Here is a 19,492-nt window from a genome sequence, read left to right as displayed (position 1 = left end):
TGATCGGGCGGAGGACGGGATCGGCCTTGCTGGCGGCGGTCCTGTCGGCTGCCCTGCTGCTCCCTGCCGCCGCGCTGGCGGAGGAAAGTCCCTTCCTGCCGCCGAAAGAACGCCAGGACACTCTGGAACGGCGCCTGCAGCAGCGCATCGACACCGCCGTCTCCGGGCTGGAGGAGCGGGTCGCCAAGGCGATGGTCGATGCACTCGACGGACGGTCGCGCGACGGTGTCCTGCCGCGGGCGGTCGAGGATGCGCTGGCCCGCCGGATGACGTCACCCGGCGGCGCCTCTCCCGGAGTCCTGCCGCCGGGCGGGCGCCGGCAGGGGGTCGCCTTGGCCGGCAGCCCGGCGGGTGCGCCGCCGCTGCCGCCCTTGCCCAACATGCCGGGGTCCACCATGACGGCGGCCGATCTGGTGCCGTCGGGCGCCACCTTCGTCGGCTGCCTCAACGGCAGCGCCTTTTTCCAGGACCGCGCCGGCACGCCGTTCCTGATCGACCCGCGCGCCTTCCCGGCGACGGGCGGGGGACCCGCCACATGCGCAAGATGACCGCCGCCCGCAAGGCCGGCTCCCGTGCCGCCGCCGTGCTGGGGCTGCTGGCGGCCGGTTCGCTGGCCGGCTGCTCCCTGCCGGAAGTGGGCGAACTGCCGAAGCGCGAGACCGTGGTCGCCGCCGCCGAACAACGCCTGACCGAGGACAATTCCCCGGCGGTGACCGAGGTGCCGGTGGGGCAGGGGATGCTGGTCGCCCAATCCCTGCGCCAGCCATTGCCGGCCAGCCTCGCGGCGCGGCAGATCTCGGTCAGCTTCCCGTCGGGCGAGAACACGCTGGACCGGCTGACCAGCATGATGACCTATTCCGGCGTGCCGGTCGCCACCCGGTTCGAGGGCACCGACGGCGCCGCCATGCTGCGCCAGACCCTGCCGGTCCGCGCCTTCACCGGCAGCTTCGTCGATCTGGCCGGCGTGCTGGAGACCGGCATGGGCGTGGTGACGTGGTGGCAGAACGGCACGCTGTTCCTCAGCAACCGCGACCGCTTCGCCTTCACCGTCCCGCAGAACCAAGCGGTCATCGATTCGGTGATGACCGACCTGAAGACGCTGGGCGCCACCGACATCACCCAGTCCTTGCGCGGCGGGCAGGTGGTCTTCTCCGCCTCGCCCACCGTCTACCGTGAGGTGATCCAGCCCTATGTCGACCGGCTGCACCGCAACATGGCGATGGTGCGCATCCAGCTGGCGGTGGTCAGCCTGGGCCTGACCGACCAGTCGGCCAGCGGCTTCGACTGGAACGCGCTGGCCCTGCAGTTCAACCGGCTGCAATCGGGGACCACCACGACCACCACCGGGACGACGGTCAACGGCACCCTCGGCAACACGCCGTCGGCGGGTCAGGCGCCGATCTCCGTCAACATCGCCAGCCCCGGCACCCTGCTGGGGGTCAGCGGCGTGTTCAACGTCGCCGGCGCCATCTCCTTCCTGTCGAAGTTCGGCAACACCGACACCCGCCAGAACGTCGAGGTGCACACCCTGTCGGGGGCGGAGGTGACGCTGCGCAGCGGCCAGACCATCCCCTATGTCACCGGGGTCGGCGTCACCGCCGTCGGCGGGCTGGGCGCCGCGACCACCGCGACCGGGACCGCCGCGCTGAACTCGCCGGGGGTGGTGGGGTCGGCGCAGACCGGCACGGTGCAGACCGGGTTGACCATCAAGCTGACGCCGCATTTCGACGCCGACAACCAGATCGTCACCATCGACCTGAACCTGCTGCTGAACAATCTGATCGAGTTCCGCGACCTCAACGCCGGCAACCAGGTGGGCATCCTGACCCAGCCGGTGACGCAGGAGCAGGCGCTGAACGACATCGTCCGGGTGGTCGCCGGCAACACGGTGGTGCTGGGCGGCCTGCAGACCGACAGCCGCGGCTTCAGCGGCAACCAGCCGACGGTGACGCGCGGGGCGATCGACAAGGGGGTGATCGGCAAGCAGGCGCAGGACATAAACAAGGACGCGCTTTTCCTGATCCTGCGGCCGACCGTGACGGTTTTCCGCCCGGCGGCGCGCTGACGGGCGGCGGCGATGGTGTGGTTCGAGGTCAGGCTGCTCGCCGGCGGACGGGCCCGCTCCATCGAGGTCGAGGCCGCCGACGAACGCCGCGCGCGCGACGCCATCAGCGGCCGGGGCCGCGTGCTGTCGGTGCGCCGCCGCCTCAAGGTCGGCGGCTGGGGCCGCCCGCTCGACCGCAACGAGCGGCACATCCTGTTCATCCGGCTGGCGGCGATGCTGGATTCGCGGGTCGGGCTGGCCGAGGCGCTGCGCCGCATCGCCGCCGCCTTCCGCGGGCGCATCCGGCGCACCGCCGAACGCATGGCCGATTCGGTGGAACTGGGCGACGACCTCGCCGACGCCATGCTGCGCCAGCCGCGCAGCTTTCCGCCGGTGCTGGTGGCGCTGGTGCGGGCCGGCGGCTTCGGCGAGGGCACGCCGACGGCGCTGCGCACCGCCGCCGACTTCGAACGGCAGATCGCCGGAGCCCGCCAGGGCTTTCGCTCCGGGCTGGCGCTGGCCGTGCTCTATGTCGTGACGTCGGGCGTGGTGATGGTCGGCACCTCCTTCTTCCTGACCCCGCTCCTGCTCGACACCGAGGTGTTCCGGCGGGCGGGAGAGGAGGTGAATGTCGACTGGGTCTATCTGCTGTCCAACCTGACCACCGGGCTGGTCGCGGCGGTGCTGGCCGTGCTGGCATTGCTGGGCGGGCTGGCGACCATCGGCCGGCGGGCGGCGCCCGAGCGGGTCGACCGGCTGGTGATGCGGATGCCGCTCTACCGCGACATCGCGCTGGGCATCCAGCACCATGTGATCTTCCGCGAGCTGTCGCTGCTGGTCGCCGGCGGCGTGCCGATCGACCGGGCGTTGCGGCTGACTGCGGACGGCGCGCCTGCCGGTGCCCTGGCCGCCGACCTCAGGGGCGCGACGCGGGCGGTCGCCGCCGGATTGCCCTGGACCGACGCCATGCGGGCGCTGCCCGGTACCGACCGCGCCTCCATCGCCGCGGCGGAGAACCGGGTGGAACTGGCGCAGAGCCTGTCGGCCTTGGCCGAGCAGTACCGCGACCTCTACCTGCACGCCGTCACGGTGGCGGAACCGGTCCTGCGCGGCCTGTCGGTGGTGGTGGTCGGGGTGGCCGGCATCGTCATGTTCGGGCTGACCATCGTGCCCATCCTGCAGCTCGCCGAGCACATCGCCCGGCAACCCTTCTGACATCACGACAGGTCAACGCCATGCCCGGCCCCCTCTTCGCCCCCGGATCGGCCCGTACCGCCTGCATCGCCCTGTCGGTCTGCGGCGTCCTGTTCGCCGGAGTCGGAGCCGCCATGCATATCCGCAGCTATCTGCTGGGCGAGTCGGTGGCCGAGGGCGGCAGCCGGTCGGAGGCGGTCTGCCTGGCAACCGCCCGCCGGATGGGCGGAGAGTTGACGGTGATGCCGGAGGGACTGCGCGTCGTGCTGCCGGAGGCGGTCGACCAGCGGACCTCGCTGACCGATGCGTCCGGCCTGCTGGCCTTCTGTCCGGACATGACGCTGTCCTATTTCTGCATGGGCCTGTCCTGCGGTCCCGGCGGCCCAGGGGGCCCAGGGGGCAAGGTCAGCATGCAGGTGGAGCTGACGCGGAAATCGCTTTAGCCAAGCTCATTTGGGTTGGGCGGACAACGACTTGGCGGCTTCGATGACGCGCCGCAGGTAGCGGGCGTGGAACTCCGGCGTGCGGCTGTGGTAATTGCCGACGGCGGTCCAGAAATTCTCCCAGCCGACGGCGTCGATCTCCCGCCGCAGGATCCAGGCGGTGACCCGGATGTTGTAGCAGGGGTCGAAGGTCAGCGCCTGCTGCACCACCTCCGGCGGGACGCGGCCGGCGGCGATCACCGGAAACCAGATGCTGTTGATCTGCCCCGGTCCGCAATCCTTGGTGCCGTTGCTGTTGGCCGAGCAGGCGCCGGGCGTCCCCTGTTCCACCGCCAGGATCAGCCGCAGCGCGTCGGCCGGCACCTGCCATTCCACCGCCGCCATGTCCAGGCAGTGCGGCGGGACGGCGGCGATGCCCTTCGGCGGCCGGTCGGCCAGGGCCGGCAGGGCGGCCGTCAGCAGTGCCGCCGCCAACAATGCCTTGGACAGCATGCCGGCAAGATCGATCCGCACCCAGCGCTTCACCCGACGCCTCCCACACAATCCGACCGAGAAAGGAAGCGGCGCCGGCGCCTAACAACCGGTTAATCGGGCGAGGCCGTACCTGTCGCGGCAAACGCATTGCATGGTTTCAGATGCAACGATATGGTTGGCCCAACGGATCAATGAGGGCCGTCCACCCTTGAGGGTTGGAAGCGTCGGCCGCGCCTGTGGAGAGACCGCATGTCCAAGAACTTCGCCTCGCACGCCGACCTGGACGAGAAGACCATCAGTTTCGACAGGCTGTCGGACAACGCCTATGCCTATACGGCGGAGGGCGATCCCAACACCGGCGTCGTCATCGGCGACGATGCGGTGATGGTGATCGACACCCAGGCGACGCCGGTTATGGCGCAGGACGTCATCCGCCGCATCCGCGAGGTCACCGACAAGCCGATCCGCCATGTGGTGCTGTCGCACTACCATGCGGTGCGCGTGCTGGGCGCGTCGGGCTATGCGCCGGAGCAGATCATCGCCAGCGAGGACACCCGCGACCTGATCGTCGAGCGCGGCGAAGCCGACATGGCAAGCGAGATCGGCCGCTTCCCCCGCCTGTTCCGCGCCGTCGAATCCGTCCCAGGCCTGACCTGGCCGACCATCACCTTCCGCGGCCACATGACGCTATGGCTGGGAGCGCTGGAGGTGCAGTTGCTGCAACTCGGCCGTGGCCACAGCAAGGGCGACACGGTGGTGTGGCTGCCGCAGCAGAAGATCCTGTTCTCCGGCGATCTGGTCGAATATGGCGCCACCCCCTATTGCGGCGACGCCTATTTCACCCACTGGCCGGCGACGCTGGATGCCCTCGCCGCGCTGAAGCCGGAGAAGCTGGTGCCCGGCCGCGGCGCCGCCCTGACCACGGCGGAGCAGGTGCAGGAAGGGCTGCGCGGCACCCGCGCCTTCACCAGCGAACTGTTCGAGCTGGTCAAGCAGGGGGTCGCCGAGGAGAAGGATCTGCGGGCGATCTACAAGGACACCTATGCCGCGCTGAAGCCGAAGTTCGGCCATTGGGTGATCTTCGACCACTGCATGCCCTTCAACGTCACCCGCGCCTATGACGAGGCGACGCAGCATCCCGACCCCCGCATCTGGACCGCCGAGCGCGATCTGGAGATGTGGCGGCAATTGGAGGGTTGACGCCAGTTCCCCGGGTCAAGGGGCCTTACTCACAGGACTCCTGTCAGCCCCGCCTTTGCGAGGATGACGGGAGTCCTCATCCCGGGAACAACAATCCTGGACCCGACGACCCCGCCTCAGTTCCGGCCCATCATCTGCCGGCGGGCGAGCGCGCGGTGAAGCTTCATGCGTTGCGACACCGTGCGCAGGCGGGTGCCGCGGGCGCCGGGGGCGAAAAGCCCGTCGAGGTTCTGTCCGAACATCTCCCAACTGCGCAGCGGTCCGGTGTCGATGTGCAGGAAGTGGGAGCGCGGATACCAGCCGACGCCACCGCGCTTCAGGTCGAGCGCGCTGCGGTGGGCATCGGGCAGGCGCGACGGCAGGGTGACGTCGAGCGCGCGGCCCACCAGATGCTGGCTGTGCTCCGCCACGCCCAGGCTGCGGGCGGCCAGCATGGCGTTGGTTTCCGGCGTGCGGAAGGCGGACAGGACGGTCGCCTTGGACTGGCCCACCGCCTCCAGGATGTCGGCCAGGAAGTCCAGCGTGCCGACGTCGACCGGCCCTTCCTTGTTGGCGCGGTGGTCGCGCAGGAATTTGGCCAAATCGGCCATCGCGTCGGGCAGCGGGCCGTCGGCGTCGCGGTAGGGGCCGTCGAAGGTCTCGCCGGTGTTCTGGTTCCTGAGGCTGAGGCGGCGCGGGGCGGCGGGGGCGGCCAGCGCGCGGCCGGACATCAGCACCAGGGCGCCGCACCCGATCAGCAGGCTGCGGCGCTTCAGGGAGAGGGGCGAGGAGGACATGCGGTCGGTCGTTTCTTTCGGCGGGGCACCGTCAGGTCAACAAAATGGCGACCGATTCGCAAATGCAAAGTGGCGGCGCATGGCGCGGCTGCATGGCTGGCAGGGGAAGACCGACCTAAAGCAGCCGTTGCGCCTTGAAGCTGGTGTGCCGGCCGCCCTTGCCGATCACCAGATGGTCGTGCACGACGAGGCCGACGGCGTTGGCGGCGCGGACGATCTCCTTGGTCATCTCGATGTCGGCGCGGCTGGGGGTGGGATCGCCGGAGGGGTGGTTGTGGACCAGGATCACGGCGGCGGCCGACAGTTCCAGTGCGCGCTTCACCACCTCGCGCGGATAGACGGGGGTATGGTCGATGGTGCCGCGCTGCTGCACCTCGTCGGCGATCAGCGTGTTTTTGCGGTCGAGGAACAGCAGGCGGAACTGCTCCGTCGGCTCATGGGCCATGGCGGCGGAGCAATAGTCGATCAGCGCCTGCCAGGACGCCAGCACCGGCCGGTCGATCACCCGCTGCTGCAAGGCGCGCAGCGCCGCCGCGCCGACGATGCGCACGGTGGCGACGGCATTGTCGGTGCCGAGCGATACGCCTTCCGCCTTCAGGCCGCGCAGCCGTTCGGGAGGAGCGTTGACCACCCCCCACAGGTCGCCGAAGGTCCGGATCAGCAACTTGGCGAGCGGCTTGACGTCGCGCCGCGGGCTGGCGGCGAACAGCACCATTTCCAAAAGTTCGTAATCGTCCAGCGTGTCGGGCCCGCGGTCGAGGAAGCGGCGGCGGAGCCGTTCGCGATGGTCGAGGTAATGAGGATCGTCGTCGGCCGCCTCGTCGTTGCTTTCGCTGACCGGGGCTTCGGCGACCGGATGGTCGGCGGGGACTGTGTCCGCGGTGTTTTCCACCACGGTCCTGCCGGTCTCCGCAGCCGAGGTCGGCTGGTCGGGAAATGGCAGGATTCCGGTGCCCAGGCCGGCGTCGTCCATTTCCGTTCCGCTTCCCGCGCTTCCGGCATTCCGGCTGCGTCCTGTCGTCTTGCGTCCTGCCATCGGTCATCGCCATGCATATGTAAGGCGATGATTATATCCTCCCGATGCGCGAGCGGACAGGGGATGACGCTCGCGCCAGTGGAGAAATAACCCCTTGGTTCAGTCTGCGAGGCCGGCTTGGCTGTTTCCACCCCGCCCCGGCAGCATGCGGGTCAGGACGTTGTCGCGGCGGATGAAATGGTGCCACAACGCCGCCGCCGCATGCAGGGCGGCGAGGGCGAGGATCAGGTTGGCGCCAAGCTCGTGAATCTCCTTCACCGAGCGTCCGAGCTCGCGGTCGGCCGCCACCGGGGAGGGGATGGTGAACAGGCCGAAGAAGGACAGCGTGTCGCCGCGCAGCCAGGTCAGCCCGACCCCGACCAGCGGGATCGCCAGCATCAGGGCATAGAGCCCGAGATGGACGGCGTGGGAGGCGCCGCGTTCGACCGGCGTCATCTCCGGCGGCAGGGCGGGCGTGCCGCGGCTGAGGCGAAGCCCGATCCGCGCCAGCACCAATCCGAGGAGAGCCAGGCCGAAGGAGATGTGCAGCCACCAGATGGTGGCGCGCATCGGGTCGCCGCGCGGATAGAAATCCTCGCCGAAGGTCAGCAGATAGACGCCGACGATCAGAAGGGCGATCAGCCAGTGCAGGGTTTTCTGGGTCGCGCTGTAGGTGGTGGTCATCGGAAGAACTCCGGAGGAAAGGCAGCCGTGCCGCGCCGCCGTTCAGGCGGCGATGTCTCAGGCGGTGATGTCGAGGGTGCGGCTCCGGTTGGGATCCGCCGGACGGCTGGAGGTGGGGCCTCGCGACTCGGCGGCCCGGGCGGCGGCAGTCTCGAGGGTGTCGTTGTCGCGGTCGCCGTCGCTGTCGATGCCGGGCGCGGAGGCAGCGGCCGGCCGGCTCCGGAGAGGGGACGGCATCGGCGACAGGGAAGCGGAAGAGGCGGCGGACAGCATCGGCGGTTATCCAGGCTGGGGCGGGGGTTCCCCACCGGTCTATCCTGCCAAGCTTACATGTGGCTTACGGGGGGCCGACGGCAGCCGGAATCGGCCGGACTGCGTCGGTTCGCCGCGGCATGGGCGGAGCGTGCGGCGGAAAGCGCAGGGTGAAGGTAGCGCCGCCGCCGGGGGTGTCGTCGACCGCTATGCCGCCGCCATGCGCCGCCATGGTGCGCGCGACGATGGACAGCCCCAAGCCGGCCCCCCCGGTGCCTCCCGCGCCATCGTCACGGTCGCGGCTGCCCTGCCAGAACCGTTCGAACACGCGGGCACGCAGGGCCGGGGGGATGCCGGGGCCGTGGTCGACGACCCGCAGCAACGGCTCGCCCGCGGCGGAAACCGCCAGCTCGACGCTGACCGTGCTGCCGGATGGGGCATGGCATACGGCATTTTCCACCAGGTTGCGCAGGGCGCGGAACAGCGGGTCGTGGGCGCCGCGCACGGCCAGGGGCCGGTCGTCTCCGACCACCTCGATCAGCCGGCCCTTGCCCAGCGCCAGCGGGACGAGATGGGTCGAAACCTCGACGGCAAGCTGGGCGAGATCGACCGACGCGTCGGGGGCGATCCGCAGGGCGTCCAGCCGGGCCAGGTCGAGCAGCTGGTCGACCAGCCGCGCCATGCCGGCGACATCCGGGCGGATCGGAGCGCCCGGGGCGCCGATCAGCGCCAGATGGGCATCCAGCACCGCCAGCGGCGTGCGCAGCTCGTGCGCGGCGTCGGCGATGAAGCCGCGCTGGGCCTCGTAGCCGGCCTCCAGCCGATCCAGCGCCTGATTGACCGCGCGGACCAGCGGCAGCACCTCGCGCGGCATGTCCTGTTCCGGCAGCCGTTCGGACACGCTGTCCGGACCGATCGCGGCGGCACGGGCGGAAGCGCGGCGCAACGGCCGCAGGCCGCGATGGATGATCACGAGGTTGACCAGGATGAGGACCAGGGCGAAGGGCAGCCAGATCCAGCCGAAATGCTCGACGAACTCCTCCAGCAGCCATTCGATGTGCAGCTCCTCCTCGCCGGAGGCCACCTGGATCCAGTATGGCCGGCCGCCGACGACGATGCGGTGGCTGAGGCCGTAGAGGGGCGGTTCGCCATTCTGCGCCGGCACCCGGAAGACGCTGCGCGGCCGTTCCGTCGCGGTGGGATCGAGCGGGCTCTCCACCCCGACGGAGCCGAGCAGAAGCCGGCCGTCGCCGTCGATCACGGCGAAGGAGGCGGCGTTCACCCGCAGCATCGCCTGGACCGAGTCGGGCAGGGTGGTGTTCAGCCGGCCGTCGGTCCCGCCGCCGTCAGGCCCGCGAACCGCTTTTTCGATCACGCGGGCGACACCGGACAGGGTCCGCTGGCGCATGCGGTCGTGCGTGCCCTTGAACTCGACATACAGCAGCAGCGCCGTGGTGCCGACCGCCAGCAGCGTGACCAGCACCAGCCAGCCGGCGATGGATGCCAGGAGGGAGGGTGGGCGGGCCATCATGTCCCGGTTTCCGCCGGGACTTCGGTCAGGATATAGCCGATGCCGCGCAGGGTCTGGACGCCAGCGGTCGCCCCCGCGGCCTGCAGCCGCTTGCGCAGCCGGTGAATCAGAACCTCGACCGCATTCGACCCGACCTCGTCGCCGAAACCGTACAGGCCGTTTTCCAGGGCCGCCTTCGACACCACCCGGCCGGCGCGGCGCAGCAGCAGCTCCAGCGCGTCAAGCTCCCTCCGGCTGAGCTCCAGCGGCCGTCCGCCGACGGTCGCCAGCCGGGCGGCCGAATCGAAGGCGAGGTTCCCCTGTTGCAGCACCATGCCCAATGCCGCCCCCGGCCGGCGCAGCAGGGCGCGGATGCGGGCGACCAGTTCCTCCAGCGCGAAGGGCTTCAGCAGATAGTCGTCCGCCCCCAGGTTCAATCCCCTGACCCGGTCGTCCACGCCGTCGCGGGCGGTCAATATCAGCACCGGGGTGCTGTCGGCCCGCGCCCGCAGCGCCGACAGCAGCGTCAGCCCGTCGGCATCGGGAAGGCCGAGGTCGAGCAGCACGGCGTCGAAGCCGGCGACGGCCAGGGCCGCCGCCGCATCCTCGGCGTTGTGGACGAGGTCGACGGCGAAGCCGGCCTTGCGCAGCCCCTCGGCGGTCAAGGACGCCAGCCGTCGGTTGTCTTCGATCAGCAGCAGCCGCAAGTGGGTCACTTCCGGAATCGATGGGCGGGAGGCGGTGCCCGCGACTCTCCGCCTTTTGTCCGGCGACTGCAAGCCGGCCACGGAATGGGGCTCCCGGCTTGTGGCGGGCGAAATCCCGGGGGCGGTCCTGCCGGGACCATTCTTTCGCCGGTGGGCGTTTCCGGCGCAGCACCTTCGAAGCGGCTTTAAAAGTAGATCGAAATGAAAAATATACAATCAGCGATATTTTGTCGCTCGTCCGGCAACGGCTCTATGGATGATGATTGGCAATGGAGCGTCGCTGCGGTGGGGGGACGGAAAGAAGGCGGCCGATCATCGATCCCTTGGATCGGCAAAAAAGGACGCATCCGCATCGGGGCCGCTCCAAGATGGTTCCTGAAGGCGATCTCCAAGCCAGAATCTTGAGCGCAGTCCGGGCCACAGGGTGGAATCGAACCGAAGGAGGCGATGTATGGATATGAACGTGCATTCCGCCATACGGGATGGATCGACGGAATCGGCCGCCGCTGCACCCGGTATCGGCCGGTTCGGCGCCTTTTCGCGCGGACTGCGGCGGCTGGCGGCACGGCTGACGACACGGGGTGTGCTGGTTGCCGGGCTGACCGCATCCGCGATGGCGGCGACGGTCGGGCTGGGGGGACCGGGAATCGCCCGGGCCGCCTATCCGGAGAAGCCGATCAGCCTGATCGTCGGCTACGCCGCCGGCGGCGGATCCGATGTCATCGCCCGGTCGCTCGCTCCCTTCATCGAGCAGGAACTGGGCGGCAGCGCCAGGGTGATGGTGATGAACCGTCCGGGCGCCGGCGGCGAGATCGGCTTCGCCGCCATCGCCGATGCCGCTCCCGACGGCTACACCATCGGCCTCATCAACTCGCCCAACGTCGTGACGATCCCGATCGAACGGCACGCGCGCTTCTCGCTCGACCGGCTCGACCCGCTCTACAACCTGGTGGACGATCCCGGCTCCTTCGTCGTCCACATGGACAGCCCTTTCCAGTCGTTGGCCGATGTCGCCGCCTTTGCCAAGGCCAACCCCAACAATGTGACGGTCGGCACCACCGGCATCGGGTCCGACGACCACTTGGCGATGCTGATGTTCCAGCGTCTGACCCAGACCCAGTTGACCCATGTGCCCTTTCCGGGCAGCGCCGACGCTCACCGTGCGCTGCTGGGCCGGCATATCCAGGTCACCTCGATGAACATCGGCGAATCGGCACGGGCGCGCCAAGGCGATCCGATCCGCATCCTGGGGGTGATGACCGACCGGCGGTCGGAACAGGCGCCGGATGTCCCGACCTTCAAGGAGTTGGGGTTCGACGTGAAGATGTCGTCCCTGCGCGGCCTTGCCGCCCCGGCCGGCCTGCCGGCCGACATCCGCGCCAAGCTGGTCGATGCCATCGACAGGGCGGTGAAGCATCCGGAATTCCAGGACATCGCCCGCAAGGCCTACCAGCCGCTGCGCCTGCTGCCCCCCGACCGGTATGCGGCGGAGCTGAAGGCCCAGGAGGCCACCTTCCGCACGGTCTGGAGGGAAACGCCCTGGCTGAAGTGAGGGGCGACGTGATGCCGGTTGGGTGCGCTTTGCGATTTCCGCCTGCCGTATCCGCCATTTCCCCACGGTGGATGCTGCGGCGAAATCGGCTGGCGACGACCGCGGTTCGGGTCATTTCCGGGCGTTGACAGCCGGTGGGCACCGCACTATGGTGCGCGCCTTCAATCGAGCCGCCGAGCGTTCAGGAACAGCATCATGAAAATCGTCAACTCCCTGAAGTCGATGAAGACGCGCCACAAGGCCTGCCGCGTGATCCGCCGCAAGGGTCGCGTCTACGTCATCAACAAGCAGAACCCCCGCTTCAAGGCCCGCCAGGGCTGATCGATCCGTCAGGATCGATCGACTGCGAGGCCGGGCATCGCGCCCTGCCTCCCGGTCATCGGGTGTTTACGCAAGAGCCGCGCCTTCGGGTGCGGCTCTTGCGTTTTGGGCATCCCGCATCCCGAGCGCGCGCCTTGTGCTTCCACCGGGGCGAATGATACGTGTGGCGGACGAGTTCGCCACAACGGGATGAGGACCGCCCGCGATGAAGATGCCGGTGCCGGACAGCGGGGTGATCGCCCGCCGCCGCGAGATCGTGGAGGCGCTGCGCGCCATCGTGCCGGGCGAAGGCGTGATCGTCGATGAGAACGAGCTGCGCGCCTACGAGTGCGACGGCCTGACCGCCTACCGCCAGCTGCCGATGGTCGCCGTGCTGCCCGGCACGGTGGAGCAGGTGTCCCAAATCCTGAAGGCCTGCAAGGCGATGGGGGTGAAGGTGGTGCCGCGCGGGGCCGGCACCTCGCTGTCGGGCGGCGCCCTGCCGCTGGCCGACGGCGTGCTGCTGGGCATGGGCAAGTTCAAGCGCATCCTCGACATCGATTACGCCAACCGCTGCGTCACCGTGCAGCCGGGGGTCACCAACCTCGGCATCTCCAACGCGGTGGCGCATGAGGGCTTCTATTACGCCCCCGATCCGTCCAGCCAGATCGCCTGCACCATCGGCGGCAACATCGCCGAGAATTCCGGCGGCGTGCACTGCCTGAAATACGGGCTGACCACCAACAATGTGCTGGGGCTGGAACTGGTGCTGATGGACGGCACCATCTTGCGGCTGGGCGGCAAGCATCTGGATGCCGGCGGCTATGACCTGATGGGGATCGTCACCGGGTCGGAGGGGTTGCTGGGCGTGGTGACCGAGGTCACGGTGCGCATCCTGAAGAAGCCAGCCACCGCCCGCGCGGTGCTGCTGGGATTCCCCAGCAGCGAACAGGGCGGCGATTGCGTGGCCGCCATCATCGCCGCCGGCATCATCCCCGGCGGCATGGAGATGATGGACCGCCCCGCCATCCACGCCGCCGAAGCCTTCGTCCAGGCCGGCTATCCGCTGGACGTCGAGGCGCTGCTGATCGTCGAGCTGGACGGGCCGGCGGCGGAGGTCGACCACCTGATCGAGCGGGTCGAGGCCATCGCCCGTGACAAGGGCGCCTGCTATGCCCGCGTGTCCAACAGCGAGGAGGAGCGGCTGGCCTTCTGGGCCGGGCGCAAGGCCGCCTTCCCGGCGGTGGGGCGGATCAGCCCCGATTACTACTGCATGGACGGCACCATCCCGCGCAAGGCGCTGCCGCTGGTGCTGCAGCGGATGCAGGAGATGTCGGACCGCTGCGGCCTGCGCGTCGCCAACGTCTTCCATGCCGGCGACGGCAACCTGCATCCGCTGATCCTCTACGATGCCAACAAGCCGGGCGAGCTGGAGGCGGCGGAGGCCTTCGGCAACGACATCCTGCGCCTGTGCGTCGAGGTCGGCGGCGTGCTGACCGGCGAGCATGGGGTGGGGGTGGAGAAGCGCGACCTGATGACCGACCAGTTCGACGAGGCCGATCTGCAGCAGCAGCAGCGGTTGAAATGCGCCTTCGACCCCGACGGGCTGCTGAACCCGGGCAAGGTCTTTCCCACGCTGCACCGCTGCGCCGAACTCGGCCGGCTGCATGTCCACCAGGGGGAATTGCGCTTCCCCGACATCCCGCGTTTCTGAAGGGCCGCCCCCCGCCATGACCATCACCACCTTGAAGCCGGAAAGCGCCGCGCAGGCGGCCGATGCGGTGCGCTGGGCGCTGTCGGCCGGCGAGCCGCTGGAGATCCTGGGCAGCGGCAGCCGCCGCGGGCTGGGGCGCCCGGTGCAGGCCGGCCATGCGCTCGACCTGTCCGCCCTGTCGGGCGTGATCGCCTATGAGCCCGAGGAACTGGTGCTGACCGCGCTGGCCGGCACGCCGATGGAGACGATCCGCAGCATGCTGGCAGACCGCGGGCAACATCTGGCCTTCGAGCCGCCGGAAGGCGGAACGCTGGGTGGGCTGGTCGCCAGCGGACTGGCCGGGCCGCGCCGCATCTCGGCCGGATCCGCCCGCGACCACACGCTGGGGATATCCGGGGTCAGCGGCCGGGGGGAAGCCTACAAGGGCGGCGGCAAGGTGGTGAAGAACGTCACCGGCTATGATGTGCCCAAGCTGATGGCCGGGTCCTTCGGCACCCTGACCGCACTGACCGAGATCACGGTGAAGGTGCTGCCGGCACCGGAGGACACCGCGACGCTGCTGCTGTTCGGTCTGGACGACGCGGCGGCGGTGGCGATGCTCGACCGGGCGCTGCGCAGCCCCTACGAGGTGTCGGGCGCCGCCCATCTGCCGGCGGCGGTCGCCGCGCGGTCGGGGGTGTCCGCCGTGGCGGGAGCGGGCGGGGCGGTGACGCTGGTGCGGCTGGAGGGCTTCGGTCCGTCGGTCGCCGCGCGTGTGACCATGCTGCGCGAGGAGCTTCGGGCCGACGCCGTGCTGGCGCGCGACGAGTCGTTGGCGGTCTGGCGCGAGGTGAGGGATGGGGTGTGGTTCGGGGGAGTGGCTGCCGACGGCCCCCACCCTAACCCTCCCCCGCTGGGCGGGGGAGGGGACCACCGCGGCTCTCCCGTATCGGACCCTGACTCCCTCCCCCGCTCAGCGGGGGAGGGTCGGGGAGGGGGCAAGGACGACTCGCAGCTGTGGAAACTCTCGGTCCCGCCGTCGACCGGTCCCGCTACCGTCGCCGCCATCCGCCGCACGCTCGACGTCGAGGTCTTCTATGACTGGGGCGGCGGGCTGGTCTGGCTGGCGGCACCGCCCGACTCGAGCGGGACGATCCGTGGCGCGCTCTCCGCGGGCGGCCATGCCACGCTGGTGCGGGCGCCGGACGCCGTGCGGGCCGCGACCGACGTTTTCCAGCCCTTGGCGGAGCCACTGATGGCGCTGAGCCGCCGGGTCAAGGAAAGCTTCGATCCCAAGGGCATCCTCAACCCCGGCCGCATGTATGCGGGGCTGTAACGGGAAGACCGACCTCGATGCAAACGAACTTCTCGCTGGCCCAGCTGGCCGATGCCGCGATCCGCGACTCGGAGCAGATCCTGCGCAAATGCGTCCATTGCGGCTTCTGCACCGCCACCTGCCCGACCTACACCATCCTGGGCGACGAGCTGGACAGCCCGCGCGGCCGCATCTACCAGATCAAGGACATGCTGGAGAAGGGCGGCCCGCCGCCCGAGACCACGGTCAAGCACATCGACCGCTGCCTGTCCTGCCTGTCCTGCATGACGACCTGCCCGTCGGGCGTCCATTACATGCATCTGGTCGATCACGCCCGCGCCCACATCGAGGCGACCCACAGCCGTCCGCCGGCCGACCGGGCGGTGCGCGACCTGATCGCGCGGCTGCTGCCCAACCCGCGGCTGTTCCGGCTGGCCCTGCTCGGGGCGTCGCTCGGCGTCTCCCTGGGCCGCCCGTTCCGCGCCCTGCTGCCCAAGCGGCTGTCCGCCATGCTGGCGCTGACCCCGGCCAGCGTCCCGGCGCCGAGCTACAGCGACCGTCCGGGCATCCATCCGGCGCAGGGGCCGCGGAAGAAGCGGGTCGCCCTGCTGATCGGCTGCGCCCAGCAGGTGCTGGCGCCGCAGATCAACGAGGCGACGATCCGTCTGCTGACCCGGCATGGGGTCGAGGTGGTGGTGTCCAAGGGCGCCGACTGCTGCGGCGCCTTGACGCACCATATGGGCAAGGAGGACCTCGCCCACGCCGCCGCGAAGAAGACCATCGATGCCTGGACCAAGGAGATCGAGGGCGAGGGGCTGGACGCCATCGTCGTCAACGCCTCGGGCTGCGGCACCAGCGTCAAGGATTATGCCCACATGTTCCGCGAGGATGCCGCCTATGCCGCCAAGGCGGCGCGGGTGGCGAATCTCGCGAAGGACGTCACCGAACTGATGAACGGAATCGGGCTGGAGCGGCCGGTGGTGGAGACCGGGCAGGCGGTCGCCTACCATTCCGCCTGCTCGATGCAGCACGGCCAGCGCATCAAGGAACCGCCGCGCGCCCTGCTGCGCGCCGCCGGCTTTCTGGTGAAGGAGATCCCCGACGCGCATCTCTGCTGCGGGTCGGCCGGCACCTACAACATGCTGCAGCCCGAACTGGCGGAAGAGTTGCGGAACCGCAAGGTCGCGGCGATCGAAAGCACCCAGGCCCAGGCGGTGGCGGCCGGCAATCTCGGCTGCATCACCCAGATATCGTCCGGTACCGGATTGCCGGTGGTCCACACGGTGGAGCTGCTGGACTGGGCGACCGGCGGTCCGCTGCCCGACGCGGTGGCCGGCCGGGCGGCCTTCCGGCAGGGCAGGGGCGGGTGACCTCAAGGAGCGGCGCGGGCAGGAGGGCCTGAGACGGGGATGCACGCCAGCGTGGGCGGAACCGGGGGTTTCTTACCCCTACAATTCTGTGTTTATCTGCGTCCATCTGTGTCAGAAAATCCGCCCGCCTCTCGTTCCGGCCCCCGCCCCGTTCAGGTCATCGCCTTGTCATTGCCACCGACATCATTGCCACCCACGGAAACCGTCCGCATGAGCGCCGCCTACGGAATCACCCATCGGCTGTCGGCTTGGGGTGTTCACATCTTCACGGCCAGCGGCGCCGTGCTGGGGCTGCTCGGCCTGCTGGCGGCGGCGGCGGGCGACGCCAAGCTGTGCCTGATGTGGCTGGGCATCGCGCTGGTCGTCGACGGCGTCGACGGCACGCTGGCCCGCCGGGTCTCGGTCAAGCAGGTGCTGCCGGGGATCGACGGGTCTGCGCTGGACCTCGTCATCGATTACCTGACCTATGTCGTGGTGCCGGCGGTGTTCATGCACCGCTTCGGCCTGCTGCCGGATGGGTTGATCAGCATCGCCCTCGCCGCCTGGATCCTGCTGACGGCGCTCTATTGCTTCGCCAATGTCGGGATGAAGAGCGGCGACAACTATTTCGTCGGTTTTCCGGCGATCTGGAACGTCGTGGCCCTCTATCTGTGGCTGCTCGACCTCAGCCCCTGGTTCAATGCGGCCGTCGTGGTGGCGCTGGGGCTGCTGACCTTCACCACCGTCAAGTTCCTGCATCCCTTCCGCGTCAAGGCGCTGATGGCGCTGAACATCGGCGTGACCACGGTCTGGCTGTTGTGCTGCATCGCCCTGGTGGTGGTGGAGCCGGCGCGGCCGGGCTGGCTGTTCGGCCTGTGGCTGGCGACCTCGGTCTATTACGCCGCCGTTTGCGCCTGGCGGACGCTGCGCGGCCCTTGATGGCATCTCCCTCTCCCCCCCGGGGAGAGGGTCGGGGTGAGGGGGAGCCGCAGCGTGGCTTCGCCGGGAATCCGGAGCGCCGGCATCCCGACTGATCCTCGTCATGAATCCCCCTCACCCTAACCCTCTCCCCGGGGGGGAGAGGGGATTCTCAAGGGAACCGCTGCGATCGTCGGACGTTGCTCATGCGCAGTTCGGCATCCGCTCCAGCGAAGGGTTCCCGTTTTGGCCGAAGGCTCCACCAAGGTCGTGCTCGCAGCACTCGGCGGCAACCTGATGATCGCGCTGACCAAGTTCGTCGCCAGCGCGATGACCGGCAGCGCCGCCATGTTCAGCGAGGCGATCCATTCCATCGTCGACAGCGGCAACCAGCTGCTGCTGCTCTACGGCATCCGCCGCGCCCGTCGCCCGCCGACCCCGCAGCACCCCTTCGGCCACGGGCGCGAGGTGTATTTCTGGTCCTTCGTGGTCGCCGTCCTGCTGTTCGGCATCGGTGCCGGCCTGTCCATCTATGACGGCTGGCACGCCCTGTCCCATCCGGAACCGGTGGAAAGTCCCTGGGTGAATTTCGCCGTCCTGGGCTTCGCCGTGCTGTTCGAAGGCTTTTCCTGGTTCGTCGCGTTCCGCGAGTTCCGCCGAGGCCAGAGCGGCGTCGGCATCCTGTCGGCGGTCCATCGGTCGAAGAACCCGTCGGTCTTCGTCGTGCTGCTGGAGGATACCGCGGCGCTGACCGGCCTGCTTCTGGCCGGCATCGGCCTGATGCTGGGCGAAGTCACCGGCGACCCGATCTACGATGCCTACGCCTCCATCGCCATCGGCGTCGTGCTGGCGATCATCGCAGCGCTGCTGGCCTATGAGTCGAAGGGGCTGCTGATCGGCGAATCGGCCGACCGCCGCGTCGTCGAGGGCATCCGCCGCATCGTCGGCGAGGAGGCGCGGGTGAAGCGGCCGCTCGACGTGCTGACCATGCATATGGGACCGGACGATGTCTTGCTGAACCTGTCGGTGGAGTTCCAGGACAGCCTGAACGCCCGCGAGGTGGAGGGCGCCGTCTGCTCGCTGGAAAGCCGCATCCGCAGCCAATATCCGATCATCCGCCGCATCTTCGTCGAGGCCGAGTCGCTGCGCGCCCGCCGCGGCCGGCAGGGTGGTGACGGAGCGGCCCCGGCCGCGGGGCTTCCGGCCCAAGGATATTCGGCCCAAGGACATCCGGCCGAATGATGGAGGTATCCACGGCGCACCCGATCCGGATCGGCACCGCCGGCTGGAGCATCCCCAAGCTCTCGGCGCCGGCCTTTCCCGCCGAGGGCACCCATCTGGAGCGCACCGCCCGCGTCATGCCGATGACTGAGGTGAACAGCAGCTTCTACCGCCCGCACAAGCCGGAGACCTGGGCGCGCTGGGCCGCCTCCACCCCGCTCGGCTTCCGCTTCGCGGTGAAGTTGCCCAAGGCGATCAGCCACGAGGCCCGGCTGGTCGGCGTCGAGGCGGCGCTGGAGCGCTTCCTGGCGGAAGCGGGGATGCTGGGCGACCGCTTCGGTCCGCTGCTGGTGCAATTGCCACCCAGCCTGCGCTTCGACCCCGCGGTGGCGGAGGCGTTCTTCGCCGCCCTGCGCCACCGCTTCGACGGGGACGTGGTGTGCGAGCCGCGCCATGCTTCGTGGTTCGGCGATGAGGCGGAGGCCCTGCTGGTCACCCGGCGCGTCGCCCGCGTCGCCGCTGATCCCGCCCCGGTGCCGGGAGCCGGTGAGCCGGGCGGCTGGGACGGCCTGCGCTACTGGCGGCTGCACGGATCGCCGGTGATGTACCGTTCCGCCTATGAACCTGCCGTGCTGGACGCGCTGGCCGAACGCTTGGCAGCGGAGGCGGCGCTGCGGCCGGTCTGGTGCGTCTTCGACAACACCGCCGATTTCCACGCCGTCGACGACGCGCTGGCGACGATGGCGCGAGTGGAGGGCGGGCGGGGCGACGGCGGAGCGCGGCGGCCCTGAGCCCATCCCTGGCAGGATCTCCATCTTCGGCCGGTTCCACCAATGGGGGAACCT

At 69.6% G+C, this 19,492-nt stretch carries 20 protein-coding genes; 13 read left to right on the top strand and 7 right to left on the bottom strand.

Annotated features, from left to right (window positions below; genetic code table 11):
* Positions 1-26: 26 nt before the first annotated feature.
* Genes JHL17_RS26720 through JHL17_RS26705 form a run of 4 tightly spaced genes read left to right on the top strand, consistent with a single transcriptional unit; the run spans position 27 to position 3,681 of the window.
* Complete coding sequence (locus JHL17_RS26720; RefSeq protein ID WP_247893840.1) at positions 27-548, top strand: hypothetical protein; 522 nt, start codon at positions 27-29, stop codon at positions 546-548.
* Entirely contained in the window at positions 536-2,065 is a 1,530-nt protein-coding gene (locus JHL17_RS26715) for a type II secretion system protein GspD (protein WP_200197717.1), read from the top strand. Before JHL17_RS26720 ends, JHL17_RS26715 begins: the two co-directional genes overlap by 13 nt.
* A gap of 12 nt (positions 2,066-2,077) precedes the next feature.
* On the top strand, positions 2,078-3,259 hold the full coding sequence (locus tag JHL17_RS26710) for a type II secretion system F family protein (RefSeq protein WP_200197716.1): 1,182 nt from the start codon (positions 2,078-2,080) through the stop codon (positions 3,257-3,259).
* A gap of 20 nt (positions 3,260-3,279) precedes the next feature.
* Entirely contained in the window at positions 3,280-3,681 is a 402-nt protein-coding gene (locus JHL17_RS26705) for a hypothetical protein (protein ID WP_200197715.1), read from the top strand.
* A 6-nt stretch (positions 3,682-3,687) separates the two neighbouring features.
* Here the strand turns inward: JHL17_RS26705 and JHL17_RS26700 are convergent, their stop codons facing one another.
* Complete coding sequence (locus JHL17_RS26700; RefSeq protein ID WP_200197714.1) at positions 3,688-4,206, bottom strand: lysozyme family protein; 519 nt, start codon at positions 4,204-4,206, stop codon at positions 3,688-3,690.
* A gap of 198 nt (positions 4,207-4,404) precedes the next feature.
* Between JHL17_RS26700 and JHL17_RS26695 the strand changes: the two genes are divergently transcribed.
* Entirely contained in the window at positions 4,405-5,355 is a 951-nt protein-coding gene (locus tag JHL17_RS26695; protein ID WP_200197713.1) for an MBL fold metallo-hydrolase, read from the top strand.
* A gap of 116 nt (positions 5,356-5,471) precedes the next feature.
* On the opposite strand, the gene JHL17_RS26690 is transcribed toward JHL17_RS26695, so the two are convergent.
* From JHL17_RS26690 to JHL17_RS26665, 6 genes are all read right to left on the bottom strand, one after another.
* On the bottom strand, positions 5,472-6,131 hold the full coding sequence (locus JHL17_RS26690; protein ID WP_200197712.1) for a YcbK family protein: 660 nt from the start codon (positions 6,129-6,131) through the stop codon (positions 5,472-5,474).
* 115 nt (positions 6,132-6,246) lie between these two features.
* The gene (gene radC / locus JHL17_RS26685) at positions 6,247-7,104 is read right to left on the bottom strand and encodes a RadC family protein (protein WP_425599656.1); all 858 of its coding nucleotides are present in this window, start codon (positions 7,102-7,104) and stop codon (positions 6,247-6,249) included.
* A gap of 162 nt (positions 7,105-7,266) precedes the next feature.
* Complete coding sequence (locus tag JHL17_RS26680; RefSeq protein ID WP_200197710.1) at positions 7,267-7,830, bottom strand: cytochrome b; 564 nt, start codon at positions 7,828-7,830, stop codon at positions 7,267-7,269.
* 57 nt (positions 7,831-7,887) lie between these two features.
* A complete protein-coding gene (locus JHL17_RS26675) occupies positions 7,888-8,103 on the bottom strand; it encodes a hypothetical protein (protein ID WP_200197709.1) in 216 nt (71 codons plus the stop codon).
* 64 nt (positions 8,104-8,167) lie between these two features.
* Positions 8,168-9,613, bottom strand: coding sequence for a sensor histidine kinase (locus JHL17_RS26670; protein ID WP_200197708.1), 1,446 nt, complete (start codon positions 9,611-9,613; stop codon positions 8,168-8,170).
* On the bottom strand, positions 9,610-10,308 hold the full coding sequence (locus JHL17_RS26665) for a response regulator transcription factor (RefSeq protein WP_345773885.1): 699 nt from the start codon (positions 10,306-10,308) through the stop codon (positions 9,610-9,612). The genes JHL17_RS26670 and JHL17_RS26665 overlap by 4 nt, the downstream gene beginning before the upstream one ends.
* A gap of 442 nt (positions 10,309-10,750) precedes the next feature.
* On the opposite strand from JHL17_RS26665, the gene JHL17_RS26660 reads away from it, so the two are divergent.
* The 8 genes from JHL17_RS26660 to JHL17_RS26625 all read left to right on the top strand — a co-directional run bounded on the left by JHL17_RS26660 (position 10,751) and on the right by JHL17_RS26625 (position 19,438).
* The gene (locus JHL17_RS26660; RefSeq protein ID WP_200197707.1) at positions 10,751-11,851 is read left to right on the top strand and encodes a tripartite tricarboxylate transporter substrate binding protein; all 1,101 of its coding nucleotides are present in this window, start codon (positions 10,751-10,753) and stop codon (positions 11,849-11,851) included.
* Positions 11,852-12,046: 195 nt separating this feature from the next.
* Positions 12,047-12,172 carry a type B 50S ribosomal protein L36 gene (gene ykgO, locus JHL17_RS26655; protein WP_012973122.1) on the top strand — a complete coding sequence of 42 codons (126 nt, stop codon included), beginning with the start codon at positions 12,047-12,049 and terminating at the stop codon, positions 12,170-12,172.
* 205 nt (positions 12,173-12,377) lie between these two features.
* The gene (locus JHL17_RS26650) at positions 12,378-13,865 is read left to right on the top strand and encodes an FAD-linked oxidase C-terminal domain-containing protein (RefSeq protein WP_200197706.1); all 1,488 of its coding nucleotides are present in this window, start codon (positions 12,378-12,380) and stop codon (positions 13,863-13,865) included.
* Between the two features lie 16 nt (positions 13,866-13,881).
* Positions 13,882-15,180, top strand: a complete 1,299-nt coding sequence (locus JHL17_RS26645) for an FAD-binding protein (protein WP_200197705.1) — start codon at positions 13,882-13,884, stop codon at positions 15,178-15,180.
* A 17-nt stretch (positions 15,181-15,197) separates the two neighbouring features.
* Positions 15,198-16,529 (top strand): glycolate oxidase subunit GlcF, encoded by a 1,332-nt coding sequence (glcF, locus tag JHL17_RS26640; protein ID WP_200197704.1) that lies wholly within the window; start codon positions 15,198-15,200, stop codon positions 16,527-16,529.
* Between the two features lie 210 nt (positions 16,530-16,739).
* Positions 16,740-17,447 (top strand): phosphatidylcholine synthase, encoded by a 708-nt coding sequence (gene pcsA / locus JHL17_RS26635; protein ID WP_200197703.1) that lies wholly within the window; start codon positions 16,740-16,742, stop codon positions 17,445-17,447.
* A gap of 225 nt (positions 17,448-17,672) precedes the next feature.
* Positions 17,673-18,668, top strand: coding sequence for a cation diffusion facilitator family transporter (locus JHL17_RS26630; RefSeq protein ID WP_200197702.1), 996 nt, complete (start codon positions 17,673-17,675; stop codon positions 18,666-18,668).
* Positions 18,665-19,438 (top strand): DUF72 domain-containing protein, encoded by a 774-nt coding sequence (locus JHL17_RS26625; protein WP_247893839.1) that lies wholly within the window; start codon positions 18,665-18,667, stop codon positions 19,436-19,438. Before JHL17_RS26630 ends, JHL17_RS26625 begins: the two co-directional genes overlap by 4 nt.
* Positions 19,439-19,492 lie beyond the last annotated feature (54 nt).

Source organism: Azospirillum endophyticum (assembly GCF_016595245.1).
GTDB lineage: Bacteria > Pseudomonadota > Alphaproteobacteria > Azospirillales > Azospirillaceae > Azospirillum > Azospirillum endophyticum.
Note: the sequence above shows the minus strand (reverse complement) of the source record. Positions and strands in the feature narration are given on the sequence as shown.

Excerpts from the sequence above, each read along its gene's own strand:
- JHL17_RS26715 (WP_200197717.1), top strand. The coding sequence starts at position 536 with ATGCGCAAGATGACCGCCGCCCGCAAGGCCGGCTCCCGTGCCGCCGCC.
- JHL17_RS26710 (WP_200197716.1), top strand. The coding sequence starts at position 2,078 with ATGGTGTGGTTCGAGGTCAGGCTGCTCGCCGGCGGACGGGCCCGCTCC.
- JHL17_RS26705 (WP_200197715.1), top strand. The coding sequence starts at position 3,280 with ATGCCCGGCCCCCTCTTCGCCCCCGGATCGGCCCGTACCGCCTGCATC.
- JHL17_RS26695 (WP_200197713.1), top strand. The coding sequence starts at position 4,405 with ATGTCCAAGAACTTCGCCTCGCACGCCGACCTGGACGAGAAGACCATC.
- JHL17_RS26690 (WP_200197712.1), bottom strand. The coding sequence starts at position 6,131 with ATGTCCTCCTCGCCCCTCTCCCTGAAGCGCCGCAGCCTGCTGATCGGG.
- radC (WP_425599656.1), bottom strand. The coding sequence starts at position 7,104 with ATGGACGACGCCGGCCTGGGCACCGGAATCCTGCCATTTCCCGACCAG.
- JHL17_RS26680 (WP_200197710.1), bottom strand. The coding sequence starts at position 7,830 with ATGACCACCACCTACAGCGCGACCCAGAAAACCCTGCACTGGCTGATC.
- JHL17_RS26675 (WP_200197709.1), bottom strand. The coding sequence starts at position 8,103 with ATGCTGTCCGCCGCCTCTTCCGCTTCCCTGTCGCCGATGCCGTCCCCT.
- JHL17_RS26670 (WP_200197708.1), bottom strand. The coding sequence starts at position 9,613 with ATGATGGCCCGCCCACCCTCCCTCCTGGCATCCATCGCCGGCTGGCTG.
- JHL17_RS26660 (WP_200197707.1), top strand. The coding sequence starts at position 10,751 with ATGGATATGAACGTGCATTCCGCCATACGGGATGGATCGACGGAATCG.
- ykgO (WP_012973122.1), top strand. The coding sequence starts at position 12,047 with ATGAAAATCGTCAACTCCCTGAAGTCGATGAAGACGCGCCACAAGGCC.
- JHL17_RS26650 (WP_200197706.1), top strand. The coding sequence starts at position 12,378 with ATGAAGATGCCGGTGCCGGACAGCGGGGTGATCGCCCGCCGCCGCGAG.
- JHL17_RS26645 (WP_200197705.1), top strand. The coding sequence starts at position 13,882 with ATGACCATCACCACCTTGAAGCCGGAAAGCGCCGCGCAGGCGGCCGAT.
- glcF (WP_200197704.1), top strand. The coding sequence starts at position 15,198 with ATGCAAACGAACTTCTCGCTGGCCCAGCTGGCCGATGCCGCGATCCGC.
- pcsA (WP_200197703.1), top strand. The coding sequence starts at position 16,740 with ATGAGCGCCGCCTACGGAATCACCCATCGGCTGTCGGCTTGGGGTGTT.
- JHL17_RS26625 (WP_247893839.1), top strand. The coding sequence starts at position 18,665 with ATGATGGAGGTATCCACGGCGCACCCGATCCGGATCGGCACCGCCGGC.